The organism is Cognatiyoonia sp. IB215446 (genome assembly GCF_033963825.1).
Lineage (GTDB): Bacteria > Pseudomonadota > Alphaproteobacteria > Rhodobacterales > Rhodobacteraceae > Yoonia.
Genome location: NZ_JAXBMD010000002.1, coordinates 410,842 through 435,626 on the forward strand (window position 1 = coordinate 410,842; position 24,785 = coordinate 435,626).

At 59.4% G+C, this 24,785-nt stretch carries 23 protein-coding genes and 1 tRNA gene; 16 read left to right on the forward strand and 8 right to left on the reverse strand.

Translation table 11 applies throughout. The features are described 5' to 3' along the window. Positions 1-28 precede the first annotated feature (28 nt). From nirB to SLH49_RS09575, 11 genes are all read left to right on the forward strand, one after another. Positions 29-2,461 carry a nitrite reductase large subunit NirB gene (gene nirB / locus SLH49_RS09525; RefSeq protein WP_320268931.1) on the forward strand — a complete coding sequence of 811 codons (2,433 nt, stop codon included), beginning with the start codon at positions 29-31 and terminating at the stop codon, positions 2,459-2,461. Next, positions 2,458-2,793 (forward strand): nitrite reductase small subunit NirD, encoded by a 336-nt coding sequence (gene nirD / locus SLH49_RS09530; RefSeq protein ID WP_320268932.1) that lies wholly within the window; start codon positions 2,458-2,460, stop codon positions 2,791-2,793. The genes nirB and nirD overlap by 4 nt, the downstream gene beginning before the upstream one ends. Further along, on the forward strand, positions 2,790-5,366 hold the full coding sequence (locus SLH49_RS09535) for a nitrate reductase (RefSeq protein WP_320268933.1): 2,577 nt from the start codon (positions 2,790-2,792) through the stop codon (positions 5,364-5,366). The genes nirD and SLH49_RS09535 overlap by 4 nt, the downstream gene beginning before the upstream one ends. After that, on the forward strand, positions 5,363-6,298 hold the full coding sequence (locus SLH49_RS09540; protein ID WP_320268934.1) for a glycosyl transferase family protein: 936 nt from the start codon (positions 5,363-5,365) through the stop codon (positions 6,296-6,298). The genes SLH49_RS09535 and SLH49_RS09540 overlap by 4 nt, the downstream gene beginning before the upstream one ends. After that, positions 6,295-7,698, forward strand: coding sequence for a siroheme synthase CysG (gene cysG / locus SLH49_RS09545; protein WP_320268935.1), 1,404 nt, complete (start codon positions 6,295-6,297; stop codon positions 7,696-7,698). The genes SLH49_RS09540 and cysG overlap by 4 nt, the downstream gene beginning before the upstream one ends. A gap of 74 nt (positions 7,699-7,772) precedes the next feature. Then, complete coding sequence (ubiG, locus tag SLH49_RS09550) at positions 7,773-8,483, forward strand: bifunctional 2-polyprenyl-6-hydroxyphenol methylase/3-demethylubiquinol 3-O-methyltransferase UbiG (RefSeq protein ID WP_320268936.1); 711 nt, start codon at positions 7,773-7,775, stop codon at positions 8,481-8,483. A gap of 12 nt (positions 8,484-8,495) precedes the next feature. Beyond that, the gene (locus SLH49_RS09555; RefSeq protein ID WP_320268937.1) at positions 8,496-9,137 is read left to right on the forward strand and encodes an NAD(P)-binding oxidoreductase; all 642 of its coding nucleotides are present in this window, start codon (positions 8,496-8,498) and stop codon (positions 9,135-9,137) included. Between the two features lie 110 nt (positions 9,138-9,247). Then, positions 9,248-9,321: transfer RNA gene (locus tag SLH49_RS09560), tRNA-Gly, on the forward strand. Positions 9,322-9,422: 101 nt separating this feature from the next. Further along, positions 9,423-11,213 (forward strand): ABC transporter transmembrane domain-containing protein, encoded by a 1,791-nt coding sequence (locus tag SLH49_RS09565; RefSeq protein ID WP_320268938.1) that lies wholly within the window; start codon positions 9,423-9,425, stop codon positions 11,211-11,213. 114 nt (positions 11,214-11,327) lie between these two features. Next, positions 11,328-13,214 (forward strand): acyl-CoA synthetase, encoded by a 1,887-nt coding sequence (locus SLH49_RS09570; protein ID WP_320268939.1) that lies wholly within the window; start codon positions 11,328-11,330, stop codon positions 13,212-13,214. A gap of 36 nt (positions 13,215-13,250) precedes the next feature. Next, the gene (locus tag SLH49_RS09575) at positions 13,251-14,123 is read left to right on the forward strand and encodes an NAD(P)-dependent oxidoreductase (RefSeq protein WP_320268940.1); all 873 of its coding nucleotides are present in this window, start codon (positions 13,251-13,253) and stop codon (positions 14,121-14,123) included. Here the strand turns inward: SLH49_RS09575 and SLH49_RS09580 are convergent. Continuing rightward, positions 14,098-14,961: a fumarylacetoacetate hydrolase family protein gene (locus tag SLH49_RS09580; RefSeq protein WP_320268941.1), complete on the reverse strand. Its 864-nt coding sequence runs from the start codon at positions 14,959-14,961 to the stop codon at positions 14,098-14,100. The genes SLH49_RS09575 and SLH49_RS09580 overlap by 26 nt on opposite strands. Before the next feature lie 131 nt (positions 14,962-15,092). Then, the gene (gene hmgA / locus SLH49_RS09585) at positions 15,093-16,454 is read right to left on the reverse strand and encodes a homogentisate 1,2-dioxygenase (RefSeq protein ID WP_320268942.1); all 1,362 of its coding nucleotides are present in this window, start codon (positions 16,452-16,454) and stop codon (positions 15,093-15,095) included. A gap of 72 nt (positions 16,455-16,526) precedes the next feature. Here hmgA and SLH49_RS09590 point away from each other — a divergent pair, with 72 nt between their 5' ends. Next, positions 16,527-16,955, forward strand: a complete 429-nt coding sequence (locus tag SLH49_RS09590; protein ID WP_320268943.1) for a MarR family winged helix-turn-helix transcriptional regulator — start codon at positions 16,527-16,529, stop codon at positions 16,953-16,955. Positions 16,956-16,965: 10 nt separating this feature from the next. On the opposite strand, the gene SLH49_RS09595 is transcribed toward SLH49_RS09590, so the two are convergent. Then, a complete protein-coding gene (locus SLH49_RS09595) occupies positions 16,966-18,327 on the reverse strand; it encodes a hypothetical protein (protein ID WP_320268944.1) in 1,362 nt (453 codons plus the stop codon). A 118-nt stretch (positions 18,328-18,445) separates the two neighbouring features. Between SLH49_RS09595 and thyX the strand changes: the two genes are divergently transcribed. Together thyX and SLH49_RS09605 are read left to right on the forward strand one after the other, a co-directional pair. After that, positions 18,446-19,354, forward strand: a complete 909-nt coding sequence (gene thyX, locus SLH49_RS09600; RefSeq protein ID WP_320268945.1) for an FAD-dependent thymidylate synthase — start codon at positions 18,446-18,448, stop codon at positions 19,352-19,354. Continuing rightward, positions 19,347-20,057 carry a hypothetical protein gene (locus SLH49_RS09605; protein ID WP_320268946.1) on the forward strand — a complete coding sequence of 237 codons (711 nt, stop codon included), beginning with the start codon at positions 19,347-19,349 and terminating at the stop codon, positions 20,055-20,057. The genes thyX and SLH49_RS09605 overlap by 8 nt, the downstream gene beginning before the upstream one ends. A gap of 1,012 nt (positions 20,058-21,069) precedes the next feature. Here SLH49_RS09605 and SLH49_RS09610 read toward each other — a convergent pair. Beyond that, entirely contained in the window at positions 21,070-21,279 is a 210-nt protein-coding gene (locus SLH49_RS09610; RefSeq protein WP_320237731.1) for a cold-shock protein, read from the reverse strand. 176 nt (positions 21,280-21,455) lie between these two features. Between SLH49_RS09610 and SLH49_RS09615 the strand changes: the two genes are divergently transcribed. Next, positions 21,456-21,785, forward strand: coding sequence for an arsenate reductase family protein (locus SLH49_RS09615; RefSeq protein ID WP_320268947.1), 330 nt, complete (start codon positions 21,456-21,458; stop codon positions 21,783-21,785). 45 nt (positions 21,786-21,830) lie between these two features. Then, the gene (locus tag SLH49_RS09620; RefSeq protein ID WP_320268948.1) at positions 21,831-22,199 is read left to right on the forward strand and encodes a hypothetical protein; all 369 of its coding nucleotides are present in this window, start codon (positions 21,831-21,833) and stop codon (positions 22,197-22,199) included. Here the strand turns inward: SLH49_RS09620 and SLH49_RS09625 are convergent. From SLH49_RS09625 to SLH49_RS09640, 4 genes are read right to left on the reverse strand one after another with little or no spacing between them, the layout of a single operon-like run. After that, positions 22,183-22,734, reverse strand: a complete 552-nt coding sequence (locus SLH49_RS09625; protein ID WP_320268949.1) for a DoxX family protein — start codon at positions 22,732-22,734, stop codon at positions 22,183-22,185. The genes SLH49_RS09620 and SLH49_RS09625 overlap by 17 nt on opposite strands. Positions 22,735-22,746: 12 nt before the next feature. Further along, positions 22,747-23,484: a DNA-binding domain-containing protein gene (locus SLH49_RS09630; protein ID WP_320268950.1), complete on the reverse strand. Its 738-nt coding sequence runs from the start codon at positions 23,482-23,484 to the stop codon at positions 22,747-22,749. Then, entirely contained in the window at positions 23,481-24,335 is an 855-nt protein-coding gene (locus tag SLH49_RS09635; protein ID WP_320268951.1) for a DUF692 domain-containing protein, read from the reverse strand. The genes SLH49_RS09630 and SLH49_RS09635 overlap by 4 nt, the downstream gene beginning before the upstream one ends. A 60-nt stretch (positions 24,336-24,395) precedes the next feature. After that, positions 24,396-24,698, reverse strand: a complete 303-nt coding sequence (locus SLH49_RS09640) for a DUF2282 domain-containing protein (protein WP_320268952.1) — start codon at positions 24,696-24,698, stop codon at positions 24,396-24,398. Positions 24,699-24,785: the final 87 nt, after the last annotated feature.

Consider the following 24,785-nt stretch of genomic DNA (forward strand, 5'->3'; position numbering starts at 1 on the left):
GCGGCATCCCCGCGCGTTGGGGGTTGCCATGACTGAGAAACTGATCGTAATCGGCGCTGGCATGGCCAGCGGTCGCGCGCTGGAGCATCTGTTTGAGGCGGGCGGTGACTACGACGTCACGCTTTTCAACGCGGAGCCGCGTGGGAACTACAACCGGATCATGCTGTCGCCGGTTCTGTCTGGCGAAAAGACGTATGACGAGATCGTCACGCATGATGCGGAATGGTACGACGCCAATGGTGTGACGTGCCGGTTTGGGGAGCGCGTGGCGCGGATTGACCGGGCGGCGAAGACAGTTATGGCTGAGAATGGCGACGTGCTGCATTACGATAAGCTGCTGTTCGGCACCGGCTCAAACCCATTCATGATCCCATTGCCGGGGCATGATCTGGAAGGTGTGATCGCCTATCGCGATCTGGAAGATACCGAGCGTATGATGGCGCTGGGTCCCGACAAAAAGGTTGTGGTGATCGGCGGCGGCCTCTTGGGGCTAGAGGCGGCTGCGGGGATGGCGGCACGTGGTGTCGATGTCACCGTCGTGCATATCATGGGCCATCTAATGGAGCGGCAGTTGGACGAGGCTGCCGGGTACCTTTTGCGCAAGGCGCTGGTGGACAAGGGGATCACCGTCAAGTGTTCGGCCAATTCCAAGGAAATCCTGGGCGATGAGGGCCATGTCAAAGCGCTGTTGCTCGATGATGGAACCGAACTGCCCTGCGATCTCTTGGTCATGGCGGTGGGTATCCGGCCCAATGTGAAGCTCGCACAAGAGGCGGGGCTCGCCGTGGGCAAGGGCATCCACGTGGATGACCAGATGGTGACCTCCGACCCCGACATTCTCGCGGTTGGCGAATGCGTCGAACATGACGGGGCGATCTTCGGCCTTGTGGCACCCCTTTACGATCAGGCGAAAGTGGTTGCGAAAACCCTTATGGGAGAGGAAGACACATTCGTTCAAAAGGAACTCTCAACCAAGCTGAAGGTCACCGGGTGCGACCTCTTTAGCGCCGGTGATTTCGCCGATGGGGAAGGGCGCGAAGACATCGTCTTCCGCGACCCGGCGCGTGGCGTCTACCGCCGCCTGATCATCGAGAGCAACGTGGTTATCGGGGCCGTCATGTATGGCGACACCGCCGACAGCAACTGGTTCTTCGGGCTGATCAAGGACAAGACCGATATCTCCGAGATGCGCGACACGCTCATCTTTGGACCTGCCTATCAAGGGGGGACCCCCCTGGACCCTTTAGCAGCTGTTGCAGCCTTACCGCGTGACGCGGAGATCTGCGGCTGCAACGGAATCTGCAAAGGGCAAATCGAAGACGCAATCGCTGCGGGCGCCTCTGATCTGGGCGCTGTGCGGGCGGTGACGAAGGCATCGGGGTCTTGCGGGACATGCACCGGGCTCGTCGAACAAGTGCTGGCGGTCAGCCTGGGCGATGATTTCGTCATGCCCACCGCGCAACCGATGTGCGGCTGCACCGACATGACACATGAGGATGTGCGGCGCATGATCAAATCCCGCAAGCTCACCTCGATGCAGGCGGTGATGCAGGAATGCGGCTGGAAGACCTCCTGCGGCTGCCATGTCTGCCGCCCGGCGCTCAACTTCTACCTGCTCGCCGATTGGCCACTGGAATACCAGGACGATCCGCAAAGCCGGTTCATCAACGAGCGCAAGCACGCCAATATCCAAAAAGACGGTACGTTCAGCGTGGTCCCCCGCATGTGGGGCGGGATCACAACGCCGGATGAGCTGCGGGCGATCGCTGACGCCGCTGACAAATACATGGTGCCGACCGTCAAGGTCACCGGCGGTCAGCGGATCGACCTTCTTGGTGTGCGCAGTGAGGATCTGCCGAACATCTGGGCCGATCTGAACAAAGCGGGCATGGTTTCAGGCCATGCCTATTCCAAGGGGCTGCGGACGGTGAAGACCTGTGTGGGCACCGATCATTGCCGGTTTGGGACGCAGGACAGCACCGGGCTGGGGATCAAGATCGAGAAAGAGATGTGGGGGTCGTGGACACCGCACAAGCTCAAGATGGCGGTGTCGGGATGCCCACGCAATTGTGCCGAGGCGACCTGCAAGGATATCGGCGTCGTCTGCGTCGACAGCGGCTATCAGGTGAGCATAGGCGGCGCCGCGGGCATGGATGTGAAGGAAACCGAACTCTTGGTGCAGGTCGCGACGGAGGAAGAGGCGATTGATGTGATCAAGGCGGTCACGCAGCTTTATCGCGAAAATGCCAAGTATCTCGACCGTATCTATAAGTGGATGGCAAAGGTTGGTCTGGACTGGATCAAGGAACAGATCGACGATCCGCAGATGCAGCAGGCACTGGTCGAAAGGTTCGAGCTGAGCCAGTCCATCTATCGCAAGGACCCGTGGGCCGAGCACGCGGCGAAGAAAGCCGAGAGTTATCAGCCGCTTGCAAATCTCTCTCTGGAGGCTGCGGAATGAACAACTGGATCGATATCGCGGCCCTTGATGACATCCCGAAGCGCGGCGCGCGGGTGGTAAAAACCTCTGAAGGGTGCGTGGCTGTCTTCCGCACAGCCGAGGATGAGGTGTTCGCCCTCAACAATGCCTGCCCGCACAAAGCCGGGCCCTTGGCCGAGGGCATCGTGCACGGCAAATCGGTGACCTGCCCCCTGCATAATTGGGTGATTTCGCTGGAAACGGGCGAGGCGCAAGGGGCGGATGAGGGGCGGGTCGCGACGTACCCCGCCCGGGTCGAAGGGGGCCGCATCCTGCTCGACCGGTCGTTTCTGCGCGCAAGGGCCGCTGCATGACCCTGACCCGCACCACCTGTCCGTATTGCGGCGTCGGGTGCGGTGTGCTGGCCGGGCCTGACGGCACGATCAAGGGTGATCCGGACCATCCCGCAAATTACGGGCGGCTTTGTTCTAAAGGGTCGGCTTTGGGTGAGACCATCGATCTCGACGGGCGGCTTTTGCATCCCAAAGTGGGTGGGCAGCGGGCCAGTTGGGATATGGCGCTTGATCTGGTCGCCGAAAAATTCAACGCCGCCATCGCCGAATACGGCCCCGACAGTGTCGCGTTCTACGCCTCTGGCCAGTTGCTGACCGAAGACTACTACGTTGCCAACAAGCTGATGAAAGGCTTCATCGGATCGGCGAATATCGACACGAATTCGCGGCTTTGCATGGCCTCATCCGTGGCGGGGCACAAACGCGCTTTTGGGACGGATACCGTGCCGGGTACGTATGAAGACCTGGAAGAAGCTGATCTGATCGTGCTGGTCGGATCGAACCTCGCCTGGTGTCATCCCGTCCTGTTTCAGCGCATTGCGGCAGCGAAAGAGGCGCGGCCAGACATGCGGATCGTCAATATCGACCCGCGTCGGACGGCCACAACCGATCTGGCTGATGTGCATCTGCAGATCGCGCCTGATGGCGATGTCGCTTTGTTCAACGGGCTTTTGACATACATCGCCGATCACAACCGCATTGATGCAACGTACACCCATCATCACGTTAACGGACTGGCTGATGCGCTTGCGGCTGCACGTCAGTCGAACCCTGCCGATTCAGGCCTGTCGGCTCAGGAGGTCGCGCATTTCAACGCTCTTTGGGCCGGGACGGAAAAGGTCGTCACGATCTATTCGCAAGGCGTGAACCAGTCGCAATGCGGGACGGACAAGGTCAACGCGATCCTGAACTGCCATTTGGCCACGGGCCGGATCGGTAATCCCGGTATGGGCCCGTTTTCGGTGACAGGTCAGCCGAATGCAATGGGCGGGCGCGAGGTAGGGGGGCTCGCAAACATGCTCGCCAACCATCTGGAACTCGGGAATGCCGATCACCGGCAGGCCGTGCAGGATTTCTGGGAAAGCCCGACGATCTGCACGCAGCCGGGGTTGAAGGCGGTTGATCTCTTCAAGGCGTGTGCTGCGGGTGACATCAAGGCATTGTGGGTCATGTCGACCAACCCTGCCGTGTCACTCCCTGATGCCGACGGGGTTGCCGCAGCCATTCGCAATGTGCCGTTCGTCGTGACCTCTGATATCATGGAGCGCACGGATACGAGCGATCTTGCCCATGTCTGCCTGCCCGCAACCGGCTGGGGCGAAAAGGACGGCACGGTCACGAATTCCGAACGTCGGATTTCGCGCCAGCGGGCGTTTTTGCCAGCACCGGGTAACGCTCGCCCCGACTGGGCGATTATCAGCGACGTGGCAGGGCGCATGGGATTTGGTGCTGCTTTTGCCTATGACACACCTGCTGATGTCTTTGCTGAATACGTAGCGCTTGATGCCGCTGTCTCACATTTCCCGCGTGATCTGGATCTCAGCATCTTTGCTGACGCCGATTATGCGAACCTGATCCCGACCCAATGGCCGCGCAATGACAAACGCTTTTTTGCGGATGGCCAATTCTATCACCCGGACGGCAAGGCGCGGATGATCCCGGTGACGGCACCGGCATTGGCCAGCCCGCGCTTTACACTCAATACCGGGCGCAACCGCGACCAGTGGCACACGATGACGCGTACTGGCAAATCCCCGCGTTTAGGTCCGCATCTGGCCGAACCGTATCTCGAAATCCACCCTGCTGATGCTGCGTCACTCAAGGTTGCCCCCGGTGATCTGATCGAAGTTGAGAACATCTATGGCAGCGCGATCTTGCGCGCGCTGGTAACTTCGCGCGTGGCGCCCCGACAACTCTTTGCGCCGATGCATTGGACGCGGCAGCGGACGACGCAAGGCGTGATCAATAGCGTGACGCTGCCTGTCACTGACCCGTTTTCCGGGCAGCCTGCGTTGAAGGCCGGGGCGGTGAATGCCAGTGTCTATCGCCCCAAATGGTATGGGTTTCTGGCTGCTGCGAGCCCGCTCGCGCCGCAAACACCCTATGCCGCGATTGCCCGCACGCAAACCGGCTGGCAGGCCGAATTGGCCGGGCGCAAGACGTCGGATGACTGGGTCGCCACCGCGCGCGAACTCAGCGGCCTGGCCGGCGGTGAAGCGGCCCTGCAGAGCGATCCGGCCACGGGCGATGTGCGTGTGGCGATCGAGGTGGATGGAAAGATCGCCGCCTTGTTCTTTGCCGCGCCGACACCTGTTGTCTTGTCGCGCGCGGCGGCCATTGCTGCAATCGGGACAACAACCGCTCCGCTTCAAGCGCTGGCCGGGCGCACGCCTGCCGATAAGCCCGATCCCGGTCCAACGGTCTGCGCCTGCTTCAATGTGGGTCGTAACACATTGCTTGTGGCTGCAGCCGAGGGTGCGCGCAGTGTCGCCGCATTGGGGGAAGTCACATGCGCGGGCACCAATTGCGGGTCCTGCAAGCCCGAACTCGCGGCCCTGTTGGAAGAGGCATCGGTTCCGATGGCCGCCGAATGAGCCTCGCACCATTTGTCCAGATCGTCGCACGCGGCAAAGGCCGCGCGCGGTCCATGACGCTGGATGAGGCGCAGCAGGCGATGACGCTGATCCTGCAAGGGCAGGCCGCGCCAGAAGCGGTGGGGGGGCTCTTAATGGTCATGCGTTTGCGGGGAGAGACGGCAGAAGAGATCGCCGGTTTTACGGCCGCCTTGCGCGCGTATGTGAAAGGAAAGCTCGTGCACGCCGATCTTGATTGGCCGTCCTATGCCGCCGGGCGTAGCCGTGGCGCGCCGCTCTTTCTGCTGGCTGCGCGGCTTGTGGGGCAGGCGGGCTATACGATTTCCATGCATGGTTGGAATTCACACCAATCCGTCACCGCGTCCGTCCGCGACGCCTTGACGCTCGCCGGACCGCATGTGCGTTACACGCCGCTCGAAGCGCTTAGTCCCGCCGCGTTTTCGCTCCTGAAGTTGCGCGACACGTTTGGCCTGCGCTCCTGTTTCAACACGGTTTTGCGCATGTGGAACCCGTCAGGCGCGCCGGCGACGGTGCAAGGCGTGTTCCACCCCTCCTACCGTAGCCTGCAGGCGCAAGCGGCTGAAATGCTGGGGCAGCGCGATCTCAGCATTATCAAGGGCGGCGGCGGCGAGTTCGAACGGCATCCGGGCAAGGCCATTCAGGTGTTTGGCCTGCGAGACGGCGCGCATATCGAAGAAAACGCGCCATCCATCGTGGACGCCACGCGTCGTCTGCACGAAGTGGACCACAAAGTTGATCTGCGCGGGCTCTGGCGGGGCACAGTTAATGATCCCTTTGCCGTTGCGACGATCACCGGAACGGCTGCGTTGGCCCTCTGGACCCTAAAAGCCGCGCCCGATTTCGCCGCTGCACAAGACATGGCCGATGATCTCTGGGCCACCCGCCACCAACAAGAAAGCCTGTCCGCATGAAAACCTTTCCGATGTTCCTTCAGATGGCCGGACGCCGTGTTGTGATCGCTGGCGGAGGCGAACAGGCCGCCCAGAAAGCGCGGCTGATCCTGAAATCCGAGGCGGAGGTGACGATCCTTGCACCAGAGTTGGACGATGAATTGGCCGGTCTGGTGGCGGAGGGTCGCATCACGCATGTGACAGGTCCGATCACGCCCACGCATTTCGCTGAAACCGCGTTGGTTTTTGTGGCGACCGGTTGTCCAGGCGCAGATATGGCGCTTCACGCACTGGCGAAGGCAGGCGGGGCGATGGTGAATGTGGTCGACCAACCAGGTCTTTGCGACGCGATCACGCCGTCCATTGTGGACCGCGATCCGGTGGTTGTTGCCATTGGTACAGAAGGCACGGCACCGGTGCTTGCGCGGCAGATCAAGACGAAGCTGGAGGAGGTCTTGGAGCCGCGTCTGGGCGACTTAGCAAGCCTCGCGGGTCGGCTCCGCAACGCGGCAGCCGCCCGGCTCGCGCCCCGCGCGAGGCGCGATCTTTGGCGCTGGGTGTTCAACGATGCCCCACGCCGGGTCTTTGCCAGCGGGGCCGAGCGTGACGCGGCTAAGATGATCAAGGCGGCCATCGAAAACGGTGAGTTTGGCATAAAGCAGGAAGGTAGCGTCAGCCTAGTGGGCGCGGGTCCGGGTGCGAAAGACCTGATCACCTTGCGTGGCGTGCAACGCCTGCAAGAGGCGGATGTGATCTATTATGACCGGTTGTTGGAGCCGGAAATCCTGGAACTCGCCCGCCGTGATGCGGAGCGCATCTATGTCGGCAAGGCCCCCGGCTGCCATAGCTGGCCGCAAGAGAAGATCACGCAGACCCTGATCGCCGCTGCGAAGCGCGGTCAACGGGTCGTGCGCCTGAAGTGCGGCGATCCCGGCATCTTCGGTCGCAGCAATGAAGAGATACGCCCGCTGAAAGAGGCCGGGATCGCGGTCGAAGTCGTGCCCGGCGTAACGGCCGCCTGCGCCGCCGCTGCAGCAATGGGCGAGAGCCTGACTGAGCGGGATGAGATCAACACGCTGACATTCAGCACCGGACACCTCAAGAATGGCTATTTGGTGCCTGAGTCTGTGCGCGATCTCAAACCCGGCGGCTGTGTGGCACTTTACATGGGCGTAGGTGCTGCAGCGGATATCTCAAATCATCTGGAGCGGAGCCATCAAGGCATCCCGCTCGAGGTGCAGATCGTCGCCAATGCGCAGCGGCCCGGGCAGGTGACCGCATCATGCGGCATCGGTGATATCGCCGCGACGCTTGCCGCGCATCAAATCACAGACACCGCGATCCTGTTCATCCGCTGGCCGCTCAGCGTGGCCAGCGCAGGGGTGAGTACCGCGCCGGCGCCAGTGGCGCTATTGGCATAAAGCGCGACATCTGTCACGCTTGAAACCGTGCCCACTGGGCTAGCTTGTCTTTCGGACAAGACGAAAGAGCTCTGATGCCCCGCCCGGAACGGAACAATCTAGCGATTTACGATGATGTGGCCGATCAATGGTGGTCGGACGATATCCGTTGGATCCGCACGCTGAAGAACATGGTGCCGGGCAGGCTCTCCTGGTTTGATCGTTTCATCGACTGGCAGGGCAAGGATGTGTTGGACCTTGGCTGCGCAGGTGGTTTCATGGCCGAGGCGATCCATGATCGCGGCGCGAAGGTAGCAGGCATAGACCCAGCCGTTGACGCTATCGCAGCGGCGCGGGCGCATGCAGAGGCGACGAGCCGCGAGATCACCTATGATGTCGGTTTGGGCGAGTCACTGCCTTACCCGGACGATGCATTTGATGCTGTTGTCTGCGTGGATGTGTTGGAACATGTCAGCGACCTGACACAGGTCATCTCCGAGGTCGCCCGTGTCTTACGCCCCGGTGGCATCTTCCTATTCGACACGATCAACCGCAATCCGATTGCCCGCTTCGTGACGATCACAATGGCCGAGGATATCCTGCGCATTCTGCCCAAAGGCACGCATGACCCGGCCATGTTCGTCAAACCCGCCGAATTGCGTCGAGAGCTGGAGAATGCGGGCCTGACCTCCGGCAAAACCGTTGGACTTGGACCGCGAGGGATAAACCGGCGCGGAGATTTCCTCTTCGGCAGGCTGCCGGGCACGATGGTGATCTTCATGGGAACCGCCTGTAAACCAGCCTGAGAAAGAGGACAGATGACCAAGCGCGTGCTGATCATGGGGGCGACTTCGGGCATTGGGAAATGCACGGTTGAGGTGGGCCTCGCCAAAGGTCTGATCGTGCGTGCGTTTTCTCGCCGCGCGGCCGAGATGGCGCCGCGCGACAATCTGGAGGCCGTGGCAGGCGATGCGTTGGTCGCGGCGGATGTGGCAGGCGCGCTCGACGGGATGGATGCGGTGATCTACGCTCTGGGCGTTGAGAAAACCCTCGGCAAACTGTGGAAAACGGTGACGCTCTTTTCCGCCTCTACTGAGGTTCTGCTGCCGGAGATGGAGAGGGCTGGTGTCAAAAGGCTTCTCGTCGTCACCGGCTTTGGTGCCGGGCGCAGCCGGTCCGCGATGAGCACGATTGAGCAGATTGGCCACCGTGCCATCCTTGGGCGGCCTTACGCAGATAAGGATGTGCAGGAAGAGATGATCATGCAAAGCCCGCTCGACTGGACCATCGTGCGGCCTGTGATCCTGACCGATAACCGTGATGGCCGCAGCTATCAGGTGCTGCGCGACCCTGCCACTTGGCGAAACGGTCTGATTTCACGCTGGGCGGTCGCCGAGTATCTGATCGCTGCGGCGAGTGGTGGGCAGGACATCCGCGGAGACGTCGTTCTGACGCGATAAGCAGGATGTTGATGCTTCGCGCGGTTTCGACCGCCTCCCTCCGTCCGCAACGACAACAGAACTGTGGCTTGACCTCGTAACAAAGGTTCAATACCTACCGGCGCAGCGACGCGGGCGTTGTGTAATGGTAAGACCTCAGCCTTCCAAGCTGATGATACGGGTTCGATTCCCGTCGCCCGCTCCATTCTTTCATGTTCATAAACGAATAACGCGCATACGCAGACTTGGCTTGTCTATGTGGCGCACCAGTTTTATGTCAGGCCACCACATCACAAAGGACGCTTGATGGCAGACCCGCAGACGCAAAGCCCAGAGGACCGGCCCGTTGGAAAAAGGGTCAGTGCCTTGCGCGCGCTGTGGCCATATATGGTGCCTTACAAGCTGAACATGTTTGCAGCAGGCTTTGCGCTGGTTTTCACGGCGATGGTGTCGCTGACGTTGCCTATCGCGGCTGGCCAGATCGTGGACGCGTTTGGCGTGTCATCAGACGATATCGAGCGACATTTTACGACGATGCTGACCATTGCCGTCCTGCTCGCTTTCGGGACAGCGTTTCGTTACTACCTTGTGACCCGCTTGGGCGAACGGGTCGTGGCCGATATCCGCAAGGCTGTGTTCAAGCGCATGATCGGGATGAGCCCGGCCTTTTACGAAAGGATCATGACCGGTGAGGTGCTGAGCCGGATCACCACCGACACGACGCTGATCCTGTCGGTCATTGGCAGCTCCGCCTCAATCGCTTTGCGGAATATCCTGCTTTTCATCGGCGGCGTGATCCTGATGCTGATGACGTCCGTCAAAATGAGCATCATGGTGCTTTGGCCGATCCCTGTCGTGCTGTTTCCGATCATCTTTCTGGGGCGACGGGTGCGCAGCCTGTCGCGCGAAAACCAGGACCTGATCGCTGAATCGAGCGGAGGGGCGTCAGAGCAGCTCCTCTCGGCTCAGACCGTCCAGGCCTTTACCCACGAAGACCTTAGCCGCGTGAAATTCGATGAGGTGACCGAGCAAAGCTATCGCTCAGCAAGGCGCCGGATCATCACACGGGCGTTTTTGACGGCCATCGTGATCTTCATGGTGTTCGCGGCAATCGTGCTTTTCTTGCGCATGGGCTCGCAGGACGTGACGGCTGGCGTGATCACAGAGGGCGGGCTCGTCCAGTTCCTGATTTATACGATCATGGTCGGCGGGGCGGTCGCTGCGCTGTCGGAAGTCTGGGGCGAATTGCAGCGGGCGGCTGGTGCGACGGAGCGCTTGGTCGAACTCTTGACGATGGAAGACAGCGTGCAGGATCCTGTGGACCCGCTCCCTGTACCAAGCCCGGTCAAAGGTGCGCTGACCTTCGATAGCGTACAATTCAGCTATCCCTCGCGTCCCGATATCTCGGCCCTTGCTGGTGTTGATCTGGCGATTGAACCGGGTGAGACGGTGGCATTGGTCGGTCCATCGGGCGCCGGCAAAAGCACGATAATCCAGATGGTGCAGCGCTTCTATGACCCGCAGGAAGGGGCGGTGCTGCTGGATGGCGTCGACCTGCGCTACATGCTGCGAACGGATTTCCGCCAACACATTGCGCTGGTCCCGCAAGACCCGGTCATTTTTGCTGAAACCGCCCGCGAGAACATCCGCTTTGGACGGCCTGATGCGACGGATGCCGAGGTTGAAGAAGCCGCGAAAGCCGCTGCCGCCCATGATTTCCTGATCGCCTTGCCCGATGGCTACGAAAGCTATGTCGGTGAGCGCGGCGTCATGCTTTCCGGCGGACAAAAGCAGCGGATCGCCATTGCCCGCGCAATCTTGCGTGACGCGCCCGTGCTGCTCTTGGATGAGGCAACAAGTGCGCTTGATGCCGAAAGCGAGTACGCGGTGCAGCGCGCGGTCGAGGACCTCGCCAAAACGCGGACCACGCTGATTGTGGCCCACCGTTTGGCGACCGTGAAAAAGGCCGACCGGATCATCGTCTTCGATAAGGGGCGGATCGTGGCGCAAGGTACGCATGACAGTCTGGTGGCCCAGGGCGGGCTTTATGCGCGTCTTGCACGCCTGCAATTCACCGAAGGGTTGGCCGCAGAATAGAATATTTCGTAGCGTCAGCCTTGTGATTGTCTGCAACTTTGCCCAACTTGCGCCGTCAGAGGAGCGCCGCATTTGGGGACGATGCGGTGGACAATAAAAAGGGGAGGAGACGCCATGACCTACGCGACGATTGCGGACCGCAACGCCATTGAGGATGAAATGCCGTGGGAGGCGCGGCAACTGCCGACCACCACCTATGAGATGGTGAGCCAAACTGCCGCGAAATACGGGGATCGTAAGGCCACCAGTTTTAGTCTTCTCTCTGACCCGGAGGCGAAATGCGAAACGCTGACCTGGAATGAGTTGCGCGATCAGGCGGGGCAGGCGGCAAATATGTTTCGCGCGATGGGCGTCGGTGAAAACGATGTTGTCGCCTACCTCATGCCCAATGCGACCGAGACCATCCTGACTTATCTGGGCGGGCAGATCGCAGGGATCGTGAACCCGATCAACCCGCTTCTCGATGCAGAACAAATCGCATCGATCCTGCGTGAGACCAATGCAAAAGTGCTGGTCACGCTCAAGGCTTTCCCCAAAACGGATGTGCCGCAAAAGGCGGCTGAGGCCGTGCGCTTTGCCCCCAATGTCAAACATGTGGTTGAGGTGGATTTGCTGCGCTACCTCACCGGGCTGAAGAAATTCATCGTCCCCCTGATCCGCCCGAAGAACCCGACAGACCACGACGCGAAGGTCTACGATTTCCAAACCGAACTGGCAAAGCATCCGAAAGAGCTGACATTCGAAGACAGTAAGGCTGACCGTGTGGCGGCTTATTTCCATACGGGCGGGACGACGGGCATGCCAAAGGTTGTCCAGCACCGGTACTCCGGAATTGTTTATAACGGCTGGCTGGGTGCCAATCTGCTTTTCACTCAAGATGACGTGCAGATTTGTCCGCTGCCGCTCTTCCACGTCTTCGCGACAATTGTGTCACTTGGTGCGTCGCTCGCTTCTGGCGCGCAGATCGTCTTTCCCACTCCGCAAGGCTATCGCGGGGACGGTGTTTTCGACAATTTCTGGAAACTGGTCGAAAAGCACAAAGTGACATTCATGATCACTGTGCCGACCGCCATGTCTGCCCTGATGCAGCGCAAGGTGGATGCCGATATCTCGACCCTGCGTCTGGCCTTCTGCGGTTCCGCGCCTCTGCCACTTGAGCTTTATCGGCGCTTTGAAGAGGCCGCAGGCGTCACCATCTGCGAAGGCTACGGCCTGACCGAGGCCACCTGCCTCGTTTCGATCAACCCGCCCGACGGCGAAAAGCGTGTGGGCTCCATCGGTCTGCCATTTCCTTACACGGATGTGCGGATCATTGATCCGGCCACGGGCAAGGATGTTCCTACGGATGAGATTGGCGAGATCTGTGTTTCGAACCCCGGTGTCTACGGTGGCAAGACCTATACCGAGCCGGACAAGAACGTTGATCTGTTCTATGCGGGTGCGATTTCGAACGCGCAATATCTACGCACCGGCGATCTGGGCCGCAAGGATCCTGATGGCTATCTGTGGATCACGGGCCGAGCGAAAGATCTGATCATCCGTGGTGGTCACAATATCGACCCCGCCGAGATTGAAGAGGCATTGGCCGGTCACGACGCCGTGGCCTTTGCTGGTGCCATTGGCCAGCCCGACAAACATGCGGGCGAGGTGCCATGCGCCTTTGTCGAACTCGTCGATGGAGCATCGGTGTCTGAAAAAGACCTGCTGGAATATGCCAAAGAGCATATCCACGAACGCGCAGCCCATCCCAAGCATCTGCAGATCCTGCCCGAACTACCCAAGACCGCCGTGGGCAAGATCTTTAAGCCCGACCTGCGTAAACACGCGATCACCCGTATCTACAACGAGGCGCTGGCGGATACCGGGGCCGAGATCAAGGAAGTGACTGAGGATAAGAAGCGTGGCCTCGTGGCGCATGTTGCAAAATCCGGCGCGGTGACCGATGAAGTGATCGGCAAGGCGTTGAACGAATACACCATTCCGTGGGAGTTGGCCGACTGATCGTTCCCCGCCAATGAATTTGGAGGACGATGAGAAATGGCGAAACTGGCGTTTTTGGGTCTTGGGGTCATGGGTTACCCGATGGCCGGGCATCTGCAGGCTGCAGGGCACGACGTAACCGTCTATAACCGCACAACGGCCAAGGCCGAAAAATGGGTGGGCCAGCATGGCGGGGCACTGGGGGCGACACCGCGCGAGGCTGCCGAAGGCGCCAGCATGGTCATGTCCTGCGTGGGTAATGACGATGACCTGCGCGCCGTCTGTTTGGGGGATGATGGGGCCTTTGCAGGCATGGCCGAAGGGTCGATTTTTGTGGATCACACGACCGTCTCCGCCGCTGTGACGCGCGAACTCAATGACGTGGCCGCTTCCAAGGGTATCGCTTTCATTGATGCACCCGTCTCTGGCGGGCAAGCAGGCGCCGAGAATGGCCAGCTATCGGTCATGTGCGGCGGCGCGCAGGAAAGCTACGAGGCCGCTGAGAAAGTCATTGACGCCTATGCCAAGCTTTGCCGTCGCCTGGGCGACAGCGGCGCGGGCCAGATGACCAAGATGTGCAACCAGATTGCGATTGCCGGGCTGGTACAGGGCCTGTCAGAGGCGTTACATTTCGCGCAGAAGGCCGGGCTGGATGGCCGTGCGGTTGTTGAGGTGATCAGCCAGGGCGCTGCGGGCAGCTGGCAGATGTCCAACCGCTATGAGACAATGCTGGATGACCATTTTGATCACGGTTTTGCCGTGGATTGGATGCGCAAGGACCTTGGCATTTGCCTCTCGACCGCTGACGAAAACGGGGCCAGCCTGCCGGTCACGGCACTTGTCGATCAGTTCTACAAGGACGTGCAGAAACTGGGCGGCGGGCGCTGGGATACGTCCTCACTGCTCAAGCGGTTGCAGGCCATGGGCTGACAACCTGGTCGATAGTGCCAAAGATGTTCTGACCTTTGGCATCCTCCATCCAGATTTGCACACGATCTCCCGGCTGCATGAATGGTGTGCGCGGGGCGCCTTCGACAATGGTTTCGACCATACGCTGTTCGGCGATACAGGCATAGCCCGTGCCACCATCGGCGACGGTCTTGCCCGGCCCGCCATCCAGTTTGTTGGAGACAGTGCCTGAGCCGATGATGGTACCTGCCCCAAGGTGTCTTGTCTTGGCGGCATGGGCGATCAATTGCCCGAAATCGAAGGTCATATCGACACCAGCATCCACCCGGCCAAAAGGTTCGCCGTTCAGATCAATGCGGAGAATCCCATTTAACTTGCCCTCCCGCCATCCCGGTAAGTCATCCGGGCTGACAGCAACCGGCGAAAACGCGCAAGCCGGTTTTGACTGCACGAAGCCAAAGCCCTTGGCCAACTCATCCGGGATCAGGTTCCGCAGCGAGACATCGTTGCAGAGCATCACAAAGCGGATCGCCTCCAACGCCTCTTCTCGGCTCGCGCCCATCCGCACAGGGCCGGTGATCACAGCGATTTCGCCTTCGAAATCGATGCCCCAAGCTGGATCGCCGATGATGGGGTCGGTCGGCGCCAGAAAGCTGTCAGACCCGCCCTGATACATCAGCGGATCGGTCCAGAAGCTTTCAGGCATTTCGGCTCCGCGTGCTTTGCGGACAAGTTCGACATGGTTGACGTAAGCCGAGCCGTCGAGGAACTGATAAGCGCGGGGCAGTGGGGAGTGAAATTCAAATCCGTCAGCAATTTCGGCGTACTCACCGTCGATCCGACCAAATGTGAAGTCCAAGGCAAACTGCAGATTTGACGCCGATCGAAAAGCAGCAGTTTGTTTCAAATCAGCGGACACCGAAACGAGCAGCCCGTCTTGTGGGACCGAGCCATCGTATTTCGGCGATTTGACGCGCAGTGTTCCTACTATCATTTCTTGCCCGGTGTCCCGTCGAATTTCTTCTCAAGATCCGCCCAGCAATCGATGTAATCGTCCTGCAGTGGTGCCTCTTGCGCGGCAAAGGCCGTCAAGTGCTGGGGGAAGCGGGTTTCGAACATGAAGGACATCGTGTTCTCAAGCTTCTCAGCCTGCAGATCGGCGTTCGAGGCACCCTCAAAAGCCTGACGATCAGGCCCGTGGGGCAGCATCATGTTGTGCAGGCTCATGCCCCCGGGGATGAAGCCCTGAGGCTTTGCGTCATAGACGCCATGGATATTGCCCATCAGTTCGGACATGACGTTCTTGTGGTACCAGGGCGGGCGGAATGTGTCTTCGGCCACCATCCAGCGGTCGCGGAATAGCACAAAATCAATATTTGCGGTGCCTTCCACGCCAGAGGGCGCAGTCAAAACTGTGAAAATCGAAGGATCAGGATGGTCGAACAGGATCGCGCCGACGGGGCAATACGTGCGTAGATCGTATTTGCAAGGCGCGTAGTTTCCATGCCATGCGACCACGTCCAGGGGCGAATGCCCGATCCGCGTTTCGTGAAACTGCCCCGCCCATTTGACGGTGACCGTGCTGGGCACCTCACGATCCTCGAAAGCGGCGACAGGCGTTTTGAAATCGCGCCGGTTCGCCATGCAGTTGGCGCCAATCGGGCCGCGACCCGGCAAGTCGAATTTCTGGCCGTAATTCTCGCAAACGAACCCGCGACAGGGGCCGTCCAGCACCTCCACCCGATAAACCAGACCGCGCGGCAGAATGACGATCTCTTGCGGTTCCAGATCGATCACACCCAGTTCCGTGTAAAACCGCAAGCGCCCCTCTTGCGGTACAACAAGCAGCTCGCTGTCAGCGGAATAGAAATAGGCGTCCGCCATGCTTTCCGTGACCAGATAGATATGCGAGGCCATCCCCACTTGCGTGTTCACATCACCCGCTGTCGTCATCGTCCGCATGCCCGTGAGCCAAGTCAGCGGCGTATCCTCATGCGGCACCGGGTCCCAGCGATACTGGCCGAGCGAGACAATATCAGGGTCGATATGCGGCGCTGACTTCCAATGGGGCAGATCGATCTTGGTAAACCGGTGCGTGTGCTTCACCGAAGGGCGGATGCGATAGCACCAAGTCCGCTCGTTCTGATGGCTGGGCGCGGTGAATGCGGTCCCCGAAAGCTGCTCGCCATAAAGCCCATAGTTCACCTTCTGCGGTGAGTTCATGCCTTGCGGCAACGCACCCGGAAGCGCCTCAGTCTCAAAATCATTTCCGAAACCGGGCATGTAACCCTCAGCCGTGCCAACGGGCGTGGCCGCGCGCTGCAAGCTACCAAGAGAAGTATCCTTGTTCATGTCGCATCCTTTCGGTTGGGCCCATCTCGGATATTAGTTGTTTTTGTAACTAACAAGGCCTAACGAGGCCTCATGCATGACACTTTCGAGATAACGGACTTCCTGCCCTACCTCCTCAATCAGGCGGCCGACGCGGCCGCGCTGGAGTTTCAGGACTATTACAAGTCCCGCTATGGCATGCTGCGCACCGAGTGGCGTGTTCTGTTTCATCTGGGCCATTATGGCACGATGACGGCAAAAGGCATCTGCGCCCGCGCGCGGCTACACAAGACAAAAGTGAGCCGGGCAGTCACAGCGCTAGAGACGAAGCGATTTCTGACACGGAGTGCCTTGCTGCAAGACCGGCGACACGAAAACCTGACACTCACCAAGGCCGGGCGCCGCGCATTTGACGATCTGGCCGCTGAGGCGCAACGCTTTGACGCGGCGATCATGGCGCCATTCGACAACACTGAGCGCGACACGTTGCGCAAATGCCTGCGGCAGCTTGCAAAGCTTTGAGAGGCTCGGTCTAGAAAGCTGAACTGAGTGTGAAACCCATCGAAAACGTATCACGCTCGAACCGGCTGATATTGCTGTCGGCCGTTCGGGCAGCGATCGCGATACCGGGGCTAAAGCCAAAATATTCAACGTCTGGAAAGCCGACATTCGCGCCAACAAAGACAGTCGTGTCTTCGCGTCCGCCTTCCACCGCGCCACCGACGCTGTATTTCGGGTAGTCGCTGATCTGAAGACCGCCATTCACGGAAAGCGAGACCGGGCCAAACGGCTCTGCCCAGGCATAGCTGGTCTGCAGGGTCCAACTATCGAACGTGAAGTTGCCGCTCTCGGCCTTTCCATCGCTATTGGTAAAGGATAAATTCGCGCTTACGCGATCGTTGTTATCCAATTGGTAACTGAGCATGCTGCTCAAGAACGTGCGATCCACGCGGCCAATGTCTATGACCGAATACTCCAGCCGTTCGCGCTGCGCCGTGAGGGACATCGTGAGGTCATCGGAAAGCGGGAACTGCCGGTCAAGACCGACACGCACAAAGTCGTATTTTTCAAATTCGACATCGTCGGTCGATTGCCGATAGTTGCGATAATCGAGCGTTCCTGTCGCAAGTCGTCCCGTGATCAAGCCATTCTCCAACGCGCGATCGTGGCGCAGGAACAGTTCCGCATAATTTGATGTCAGTGCCTCGTCGGGTACCGATACATCATCCGTGATATGCGCGCGATTGGCAGTGTATTGCAGGCCAATTGCGGTGCGGCTCTCGTTGTTTTCCTGAAAACGATATTGCGTACGCACACCTAGCGTGGTGCGCCAGCCAGCCAGGGCCACCGCATCCTCTGACAATGTGCCGCCATCCGTCTCGCCATTGATGCGCTGTTCCTCATCGTCGGCGCCACCATTGATGTTGTTGGACGGCACGATGGAAAAAGTCAGCCGGGTCGACCACGGGTTTCGCCGCGCCACGGTCCGTGCATCGCGCAGGGTTTGCGTTCGCGCGGCCTCGTTCGGGGTGTCGTTGAGCGCGATCCGCAGCCAGATGGTCGACAGTGTGAACCGCTCACCATTCGCGGCGGCCAGTGCGGTGACGCGAGCTGCCTCATAACGTTCGGCAGAGGTTTCCGACAGCCGCCAGGCCCTGGCACCCGCTCGCCTGCCTTCATCGGCATCGCCCAGTTGCGGCGCGGCCACCGCCAGGAACAGATGCGCGTCACGATCATCCGGGTTCACTTCGATCAGCTTGCGGGCAATCTCGGCGGCCAGCGCAAACTCCCCCGCCGCTATCGCCTGTCGGGCCAGCAGGCGCGCATCGTCCAGCGACAGGTCCACCGGTTGCGCGGCCACGGGCGCCGCCCACAGGGTAAGCGCGACCAGCACCCATCTTATCCATGCTCTCATCGCCTCTTGCGCCCTCGCTTCATCGGCATTGGGCTTTGCCCTGCCGTACCATCCTCTATAGTCGGGCGCACCCGAATCCAAGCTGCCGGAGAAGCATATGCCCATCACCCCCGAACAACAGGCCGAGATCGACGCATTGCGCGCAAACCCGCAACCCACATTGCGCGTGGTCGCTCCGTGGATGGAGCAGCACCTCTACCATGCATATGACGTGCTGGATCACGGCTTTATTCGCGTGATCGACTATATGGGCGACGATGCGGCAATCTGTCAGGCGGCGCGTGTCAGCTACGGCAAGGGCACCAGGTCGGTGTCCAACGATGCCGGGCTCATTCGTTATCTGATGCGGCACTGGCATTCGACCCCGTTCGAGATGTGCGAGATCAAGCTGCATGTCAAACTGCCCGTCTTCGTCGCCCGGCAATGGATCCGGCACCGGACGGCGAATGTGAACGAGTATTCCGCCCGCTATTCGATCCTCGACCGGGAGTTCTACATCCCCGCGCCCGAACACCTCGCCGCGCAATCGGTGATCAACAATCAGGGCAGGGGGGAGGCGCTGACGGGCGAGGAAGCCGCGCGCGTGCTCGAATACCTCAAAGGCGACGCCGCCCGCTGCTATGACCACTACGAGGAAATGATCGGGCAGGAGGACCAGCAAGGCCTCGCCCGTGAACTCGCCCGCATGAACCTGCCCGCTAATATCTACACCCAATGGTACTGGAAGGTGGATCTGCATAATTTGTTCCACTTCCTGCGGCTGCGGGCGGACAGCCACGCGCAATACGAAATCCGGGTCTATGCGGAAGAGATCTGCAAGGTTGTCGCCGACTGGGTGCCCGCCGCCTATGGCGCCTTCGAGGACTACCGGATGGGCGGCGCCACACTCTCGTCAAAGGCGATTGACTGCCTGCGGCGTATGCTTAAGGGTGAGGAGGTGACGCAGGAGACCTCGGGCATGAGCAAGGGGGAATGGCGAGAGTTTGAGGGAATCATTGGTGAGTGACCAGCAGAATAAGAACTGCGTTGAATGCTCATCTGAAATTCCTATTTCGGCAGTTAAGTGTACGAACTGCTCTTCGTATCAAGACTGGAGACGACATCTTGGGACTTTTTCATCTACACTTGCTCTACCCATAGCTATACTGGCCGTTGTAGGTGCATTTTGGGATCAAATCGCGCACGTCAAATCGACATTCTTTCCCACATTGCTGCCTGACACCTCAGTTCTCGTTACAGATATCTCCCTGAATTCGGTGTCCTTATTGGTGACTAACAGGGGTTCATCAACTCTGGTTTTTGATGGTCCAAGATGCATGCTTGCCTTGCCTCGTGAGATTACTAATTTGTTTGAGGACAACGGAACTATGCGCTGGCCAAATCCGGGCGAAGTCTTCGAAACCGTCTATGTCTACTTCACCGGAGACTTGCCAACTATCTTGGCAAGTGAAAAACAAGCATCGCTGACTTACTTCGCGCCCAGTTTGCAGCCAGCAAATATCGCAATTGATGAACGCAACGAGCCGGTTAGAAGCTTTTGTACTTTGCTCTTTTCAGACGAATTTGGAAATGAAGTACCGCCAAAGGCGGTATTACTGGCGCCTCCAGATCTCCTATTATTTGATCTTAAGACTACAATTGAGCGGATTAGCTATGCACCTGATCAATTAGACAGACGGAATAGCTTGCTATCGGAAATAGCGGAGTAACTGCCGTGAGGTGAGCCGCCCGGCATTGCCGGGCAGCGCCCTCAACGGGGCTCCGCCCGTTTGAACCTGAAATGATCCACTGGATCATTTCCGAGACGGTTCAAACCCTCTCCTACGGGGAGGGCGCCTTTGCACCGCCTCACCCAGCACAACCGCTGCATCTGAATTGACCGGCCCGCCACGCACGAATGTCGGCGCGCCATCCCCGAGCTCCGGGCGCTGCCCTCATGTTGCGCGCCAGCCCCGCGCCCCCTGGGCTCCGCCCGTCTGGACCTGAAACTGTCCACTGGACAGTTTCTGAGACGGTCCAGACCCCCTCACTCCGGGCGCTGCCTTTACGTCATGCGCTGAAACACCCACCGCTGCCCCCACGTCAAGCAGTGCGATTAACGATTCGTTAAGTGTCATCGCACAACCTAGGGGCGTCGGCTGGCGGGTGGTCTGGACCATCCAGTGGCCGAAATCTGGTCTGTTTTCGGTGAAAATGAGACCAAAATCTTCATGACCCTACGTCATCGGGGTAAAGGTGACCCTAGGTTCCCCTCTGAGCAGAGGGCATGTTCCAGTATAAAACGTTTTGAGAAACACATGCCGGGGGCCGGACATGACGATCAAGACACAACAGACGAACCAAAGTGACGACACTAAAAGACGGGCATTTGCACCTATTCGGCGTGACCTGCTCGAACGTTTGACCCGCGAGTGTGAAAGCCAGGCGGGCGCGCCCTGGCATCAACCAACACTTGTGGCCTCACCTACTTCTCGGACGCTGCGCACAGGCTGATCTCCCAGTCCACACCACTCACAGAAAAACACCCCGCTTGCGGGGTGTTTTGCGTTTTGGCCCGCGTCTTCCACGGCGCAGCGAGACCGGCATCGCTGTCTTAGACGCGCGAAATGACGCGAGCCGGGCGATGAAGGATTTCTGAGAGGAAAACTGCGCGGCATGCGACATGCCTGCGAGAACAAGCAGGCCAAGTCCTGGCCTGCTCTGTTGTCTGGTGATGTGGGGTCAGTCGGCCTTGGCGAGGTTCCCAGCCATCTTGCGGCCGTCACGGCCCTCGACGAGGTCGAAAGTCACCTTTTGGTCGTCGGCCAGCCCGGTCATGCCGGATTGTTCCACCGCCGAAATATGTACAAAAATATCCGATCCACCATCGTCAGGTGCAATGAAGCCATAGCCCTTTGTCGTATTGAACCATTTCACGGTACCACTTGGCATGCTCCGCTCTCCTTGTTGTCGCGCCCCGGTTCAGGGGCAGGGCAAGTCTTGGGCCCCGCGACACGCGGTATTCCCTTCGTCTTGTGCTTCAACACTTAAGTGTTTTAAGCAAAAGGCAAATGACAGTTCGTCGCACACGCGCGATCTGCCGCCTATTTGCTCAATCAGGAGGCATTATGCGTTTTTTTGGCCTGAAAACCTGTGACACCTGCCGCAAAGCGCTGAAATCTTTGGCAGAAGCGGGATACACGCCGGAGGTGATCGATGTTCGCGCGGACGGTATTGCGGCAGAGGACCTGAAAGAGATCATCTCACAATTCGGTGAAGCGGCGATGAACCGGGCCTCAACCACCTGGCGTGGCCTGACAGAGGCCGAAAAACAAGGTGACCCGGCGGTTTTGCTGGCGGCCTATCCGACGTTGATGAAACGCCCCGTGATTGCGGCAGATGGCGGCTGGACCATCGGCTGGAAAGCAGACGTGCAGGCAAAATATCTTGGCGGATAGGCTGCGCGCGCTTAAGTGATCCTTTGAGCAGTAAGGAGAGACGCCATGCGCAACGCCGCATTGATGCTGGGAATAATTGCAGGCCTCATGGGCATCTTTGTGGGGCTTTTCGGCTATGGCTATGCCGAATTGTCCGAGCGTCAGCCAGAGGTCGGCGAGATTTTCGGGGCCTTTGAAAACCCCGCATTTATCCGGTTGGCCAGTTTCCTGGCCCCGCTCCTGGCGATTGCGGGCGGTGCGATGGCCAAAGTGCGCGCGCTCTGGGGCGGCGGACTGATGCTCATCGCAGCAGCCCTCTTTTACACCGCATTTGGTTTCAACGTGGCCACGATGTTTCCCATCGGTTTTACGGTACTTGGCGGCTTACTTGCGATTGCGGCGGGCAAGCCGGATGAGCCTAAGGCGCACTTTTGAAGAGGAAACGGTCAACTGACAGGACGCCTGCACCTTTGAATACGAGGATCAGCAGGCACAGCACCCAGAAGGCGCGCTGATCAAGGATCACGCCATCAGGGAACCGGTCAAACCACGCGCCGAGTACGCCATTCGCAAAGCCGTTATGGCCGTAGAGATCAGTCAGTGACTGGACAACGATAAAGCCGATCATGCCAACCGCCGCCAAGCGGGTGAAGAGTCCAATGATGATCAGAAGCGGCAGAACGAATTCCGCGACTGTGCCGCCAAACACAACGGCCCAGTGAAAGAACGTCAGTTGCGAGACGTCAAAACCGACCGCCTCCATCGCTTTGGGGAAGATTTGCGCATAGGCCCCAAGCGAGGGGTTGAAGATGCCGAAGATGCCATCGCCAAGTTTGGTCACGCCGGATTTCCAGAAGTAGTGCACCAGGACCCCGGCAAAGACCAGGCGTGCAAGGATGGGGAGCAGTTCGTCCCCAGCCTTGTTGATGGGATTGGTCACGCGGTCCAGCGATGCAAGGACGGTATTCATGTCTTCTGCCTTTCAGTAAATTTCCGCGACCGCGCCCTGCACCAGAAGCAGTCCAAGCACAGTGCCAAGGTCAAGTGTGTCGTCGGTCATGGCCATGGCCTGACCCAATGGTTTGCCGCCCTGCAGGGCGGTGATGCACTCCGCCGCTGCTGCGTTGATCAGATGTAACTGGGGATCAAAATCCGCGCGCGTGACCAAGACCGCCTCTGCCTGCATCACAGGCTTTGGGGCGTCCGTTTCGGTGTTGGCTCGGTAGATCGCATGGATCGGGAACTGCGAGGTTATCGTGTGCACCGCCGGGGCGATGCGCAGCTTCGCTGACATCAGCGCGTCGGGTGCTAACGCCGCAAGCGTCTGTCCATCGATGCTCGCGACGTCCGCTGCGTGATAGGCGTGCCGCAAGGCCAGTTCGACCTTGGCGATATCGGGCAGGTAAGGCACGGATTTGGCCGGCTCGAACCGCGTCAGGAATTGGGGCATCGCCTCCCCGTAAAACATCATCAGCGGCGATTTAGGTGGGTGCTTTCGCAGGTAAACGCCTGCCATTGCGCGGAAAAACTGATCACCGACCAGTTTGCGGACCACCGGGAAGGCGGTTTCCAACGCGTCCGACAAGCTGACCGCGACATTGTTGCGATAAACGTCAAACCGCTTGCTTGCGGTCTGGCCGTCAGGATTGATCAGGCCTGCAGGCACCGGGGCTTGCGGATCAAGGATCGTGTCTTTGAATGTTGCTTGGCTGACAGTCATGATGTCACCAGCGCCAATGCCTGCTGCGCGCGTTCGGTTTCAGCCGCCAGAACCGGCCATTCGGGCACATCCGTATCCCATTCGATCAGCAATGGTTTGGGACCGGATTTGACCAGCGTGTAGTCAAGCAGTGCCCAGACCGGGTCTACAACGGCTTTGCCATGGCTATCGATCAGAAGTGGTGCGCCGGTTTCGTCCTCATCCTCGTCATGGCCGCCAAGGTGGATTTCACCGACGGCCTCAAGGGGGAACGCATCGACATAGGCCTGAGGCGATGTCTTGAGGTTCGTGGCGCTGACAAAGACGTTGTTCACGTCCAGAAGCAGGCCGCAACCGGTTCGAGCCGTGATTTCGTGCAAGAAATCGGTTTCGGACATGGTGGACTCCGCGAAGGCGAGATAACTTGACGGGTTCTCAAGCAGCATCTGACGGCCCAGCGTCTCTTGCACCTGGTCGATATGATCAGCGACGCGGTTCAGCGTCTTCTCATTATAGGGAAGCGGCAGCAGATCATTGAAGAAATGCGCGTCATGGGTGGACCAAGCCAGATGCTCGGAAAAGCTGGCGGGGTTCAGCCAGCCAACAAGATGCTTCAGGCGCGCCAGATGATCCGGGTCGAGATCACCTTCGCCGCCGATGGACAGGCCAACGCCGTGCACGGAAATGGGAAAGCGTTCGGCAAGGTGGCGGAGTTGCGCAATCGGGCGGCCACCGTCGCCCATATAGTTTTCGGCATGGATTTCGAGCCACGCCACAGGGCCGGGATCGGCCATGATCGCGCTGTAATGCTGTGGTTTGTAACCGACGCCGGGACGGGAGGGGAGCGATGAGCGGTGCGTTGCGTCAAGCATGAAACGGTCCCTTCGTCGGTGGTGGAAGGTGGGCTTGCACCCACCTTACCATAGTTTGGCTTATGCAGGCAGGTCGCGGTCCAGCTCTTCGAGCGAACCCTGACGTGGCGTGCCGTCAGCCTGTGCAGGCAGTTCCATGGTTTCACATGTGCCTTCTGGCACCAGCGTCCAGGCGTTGCCCTGATAGTCAACGGTTGATGTACCGGCGCAGGTTGTGCCTGGGCCCGCAGCGCAGTCATTTTCGCCAGCCAGCGATACGCCAAAGCACTTAACATTGGCTTGCGCTGTGGCAGTTGTGCTCAGGCCGGCAACGGCGGTTGCGACAGCACTTGCGAGGATGAGGGTCTTGGTTGCATTCGACATCGGAATTTCCTTTTGGTTGAGTCAACGTTATCCGTCACCGTTGATCGGCGATGGCCAGACCCTAACGAGTGCGACCACCTCTGCGCC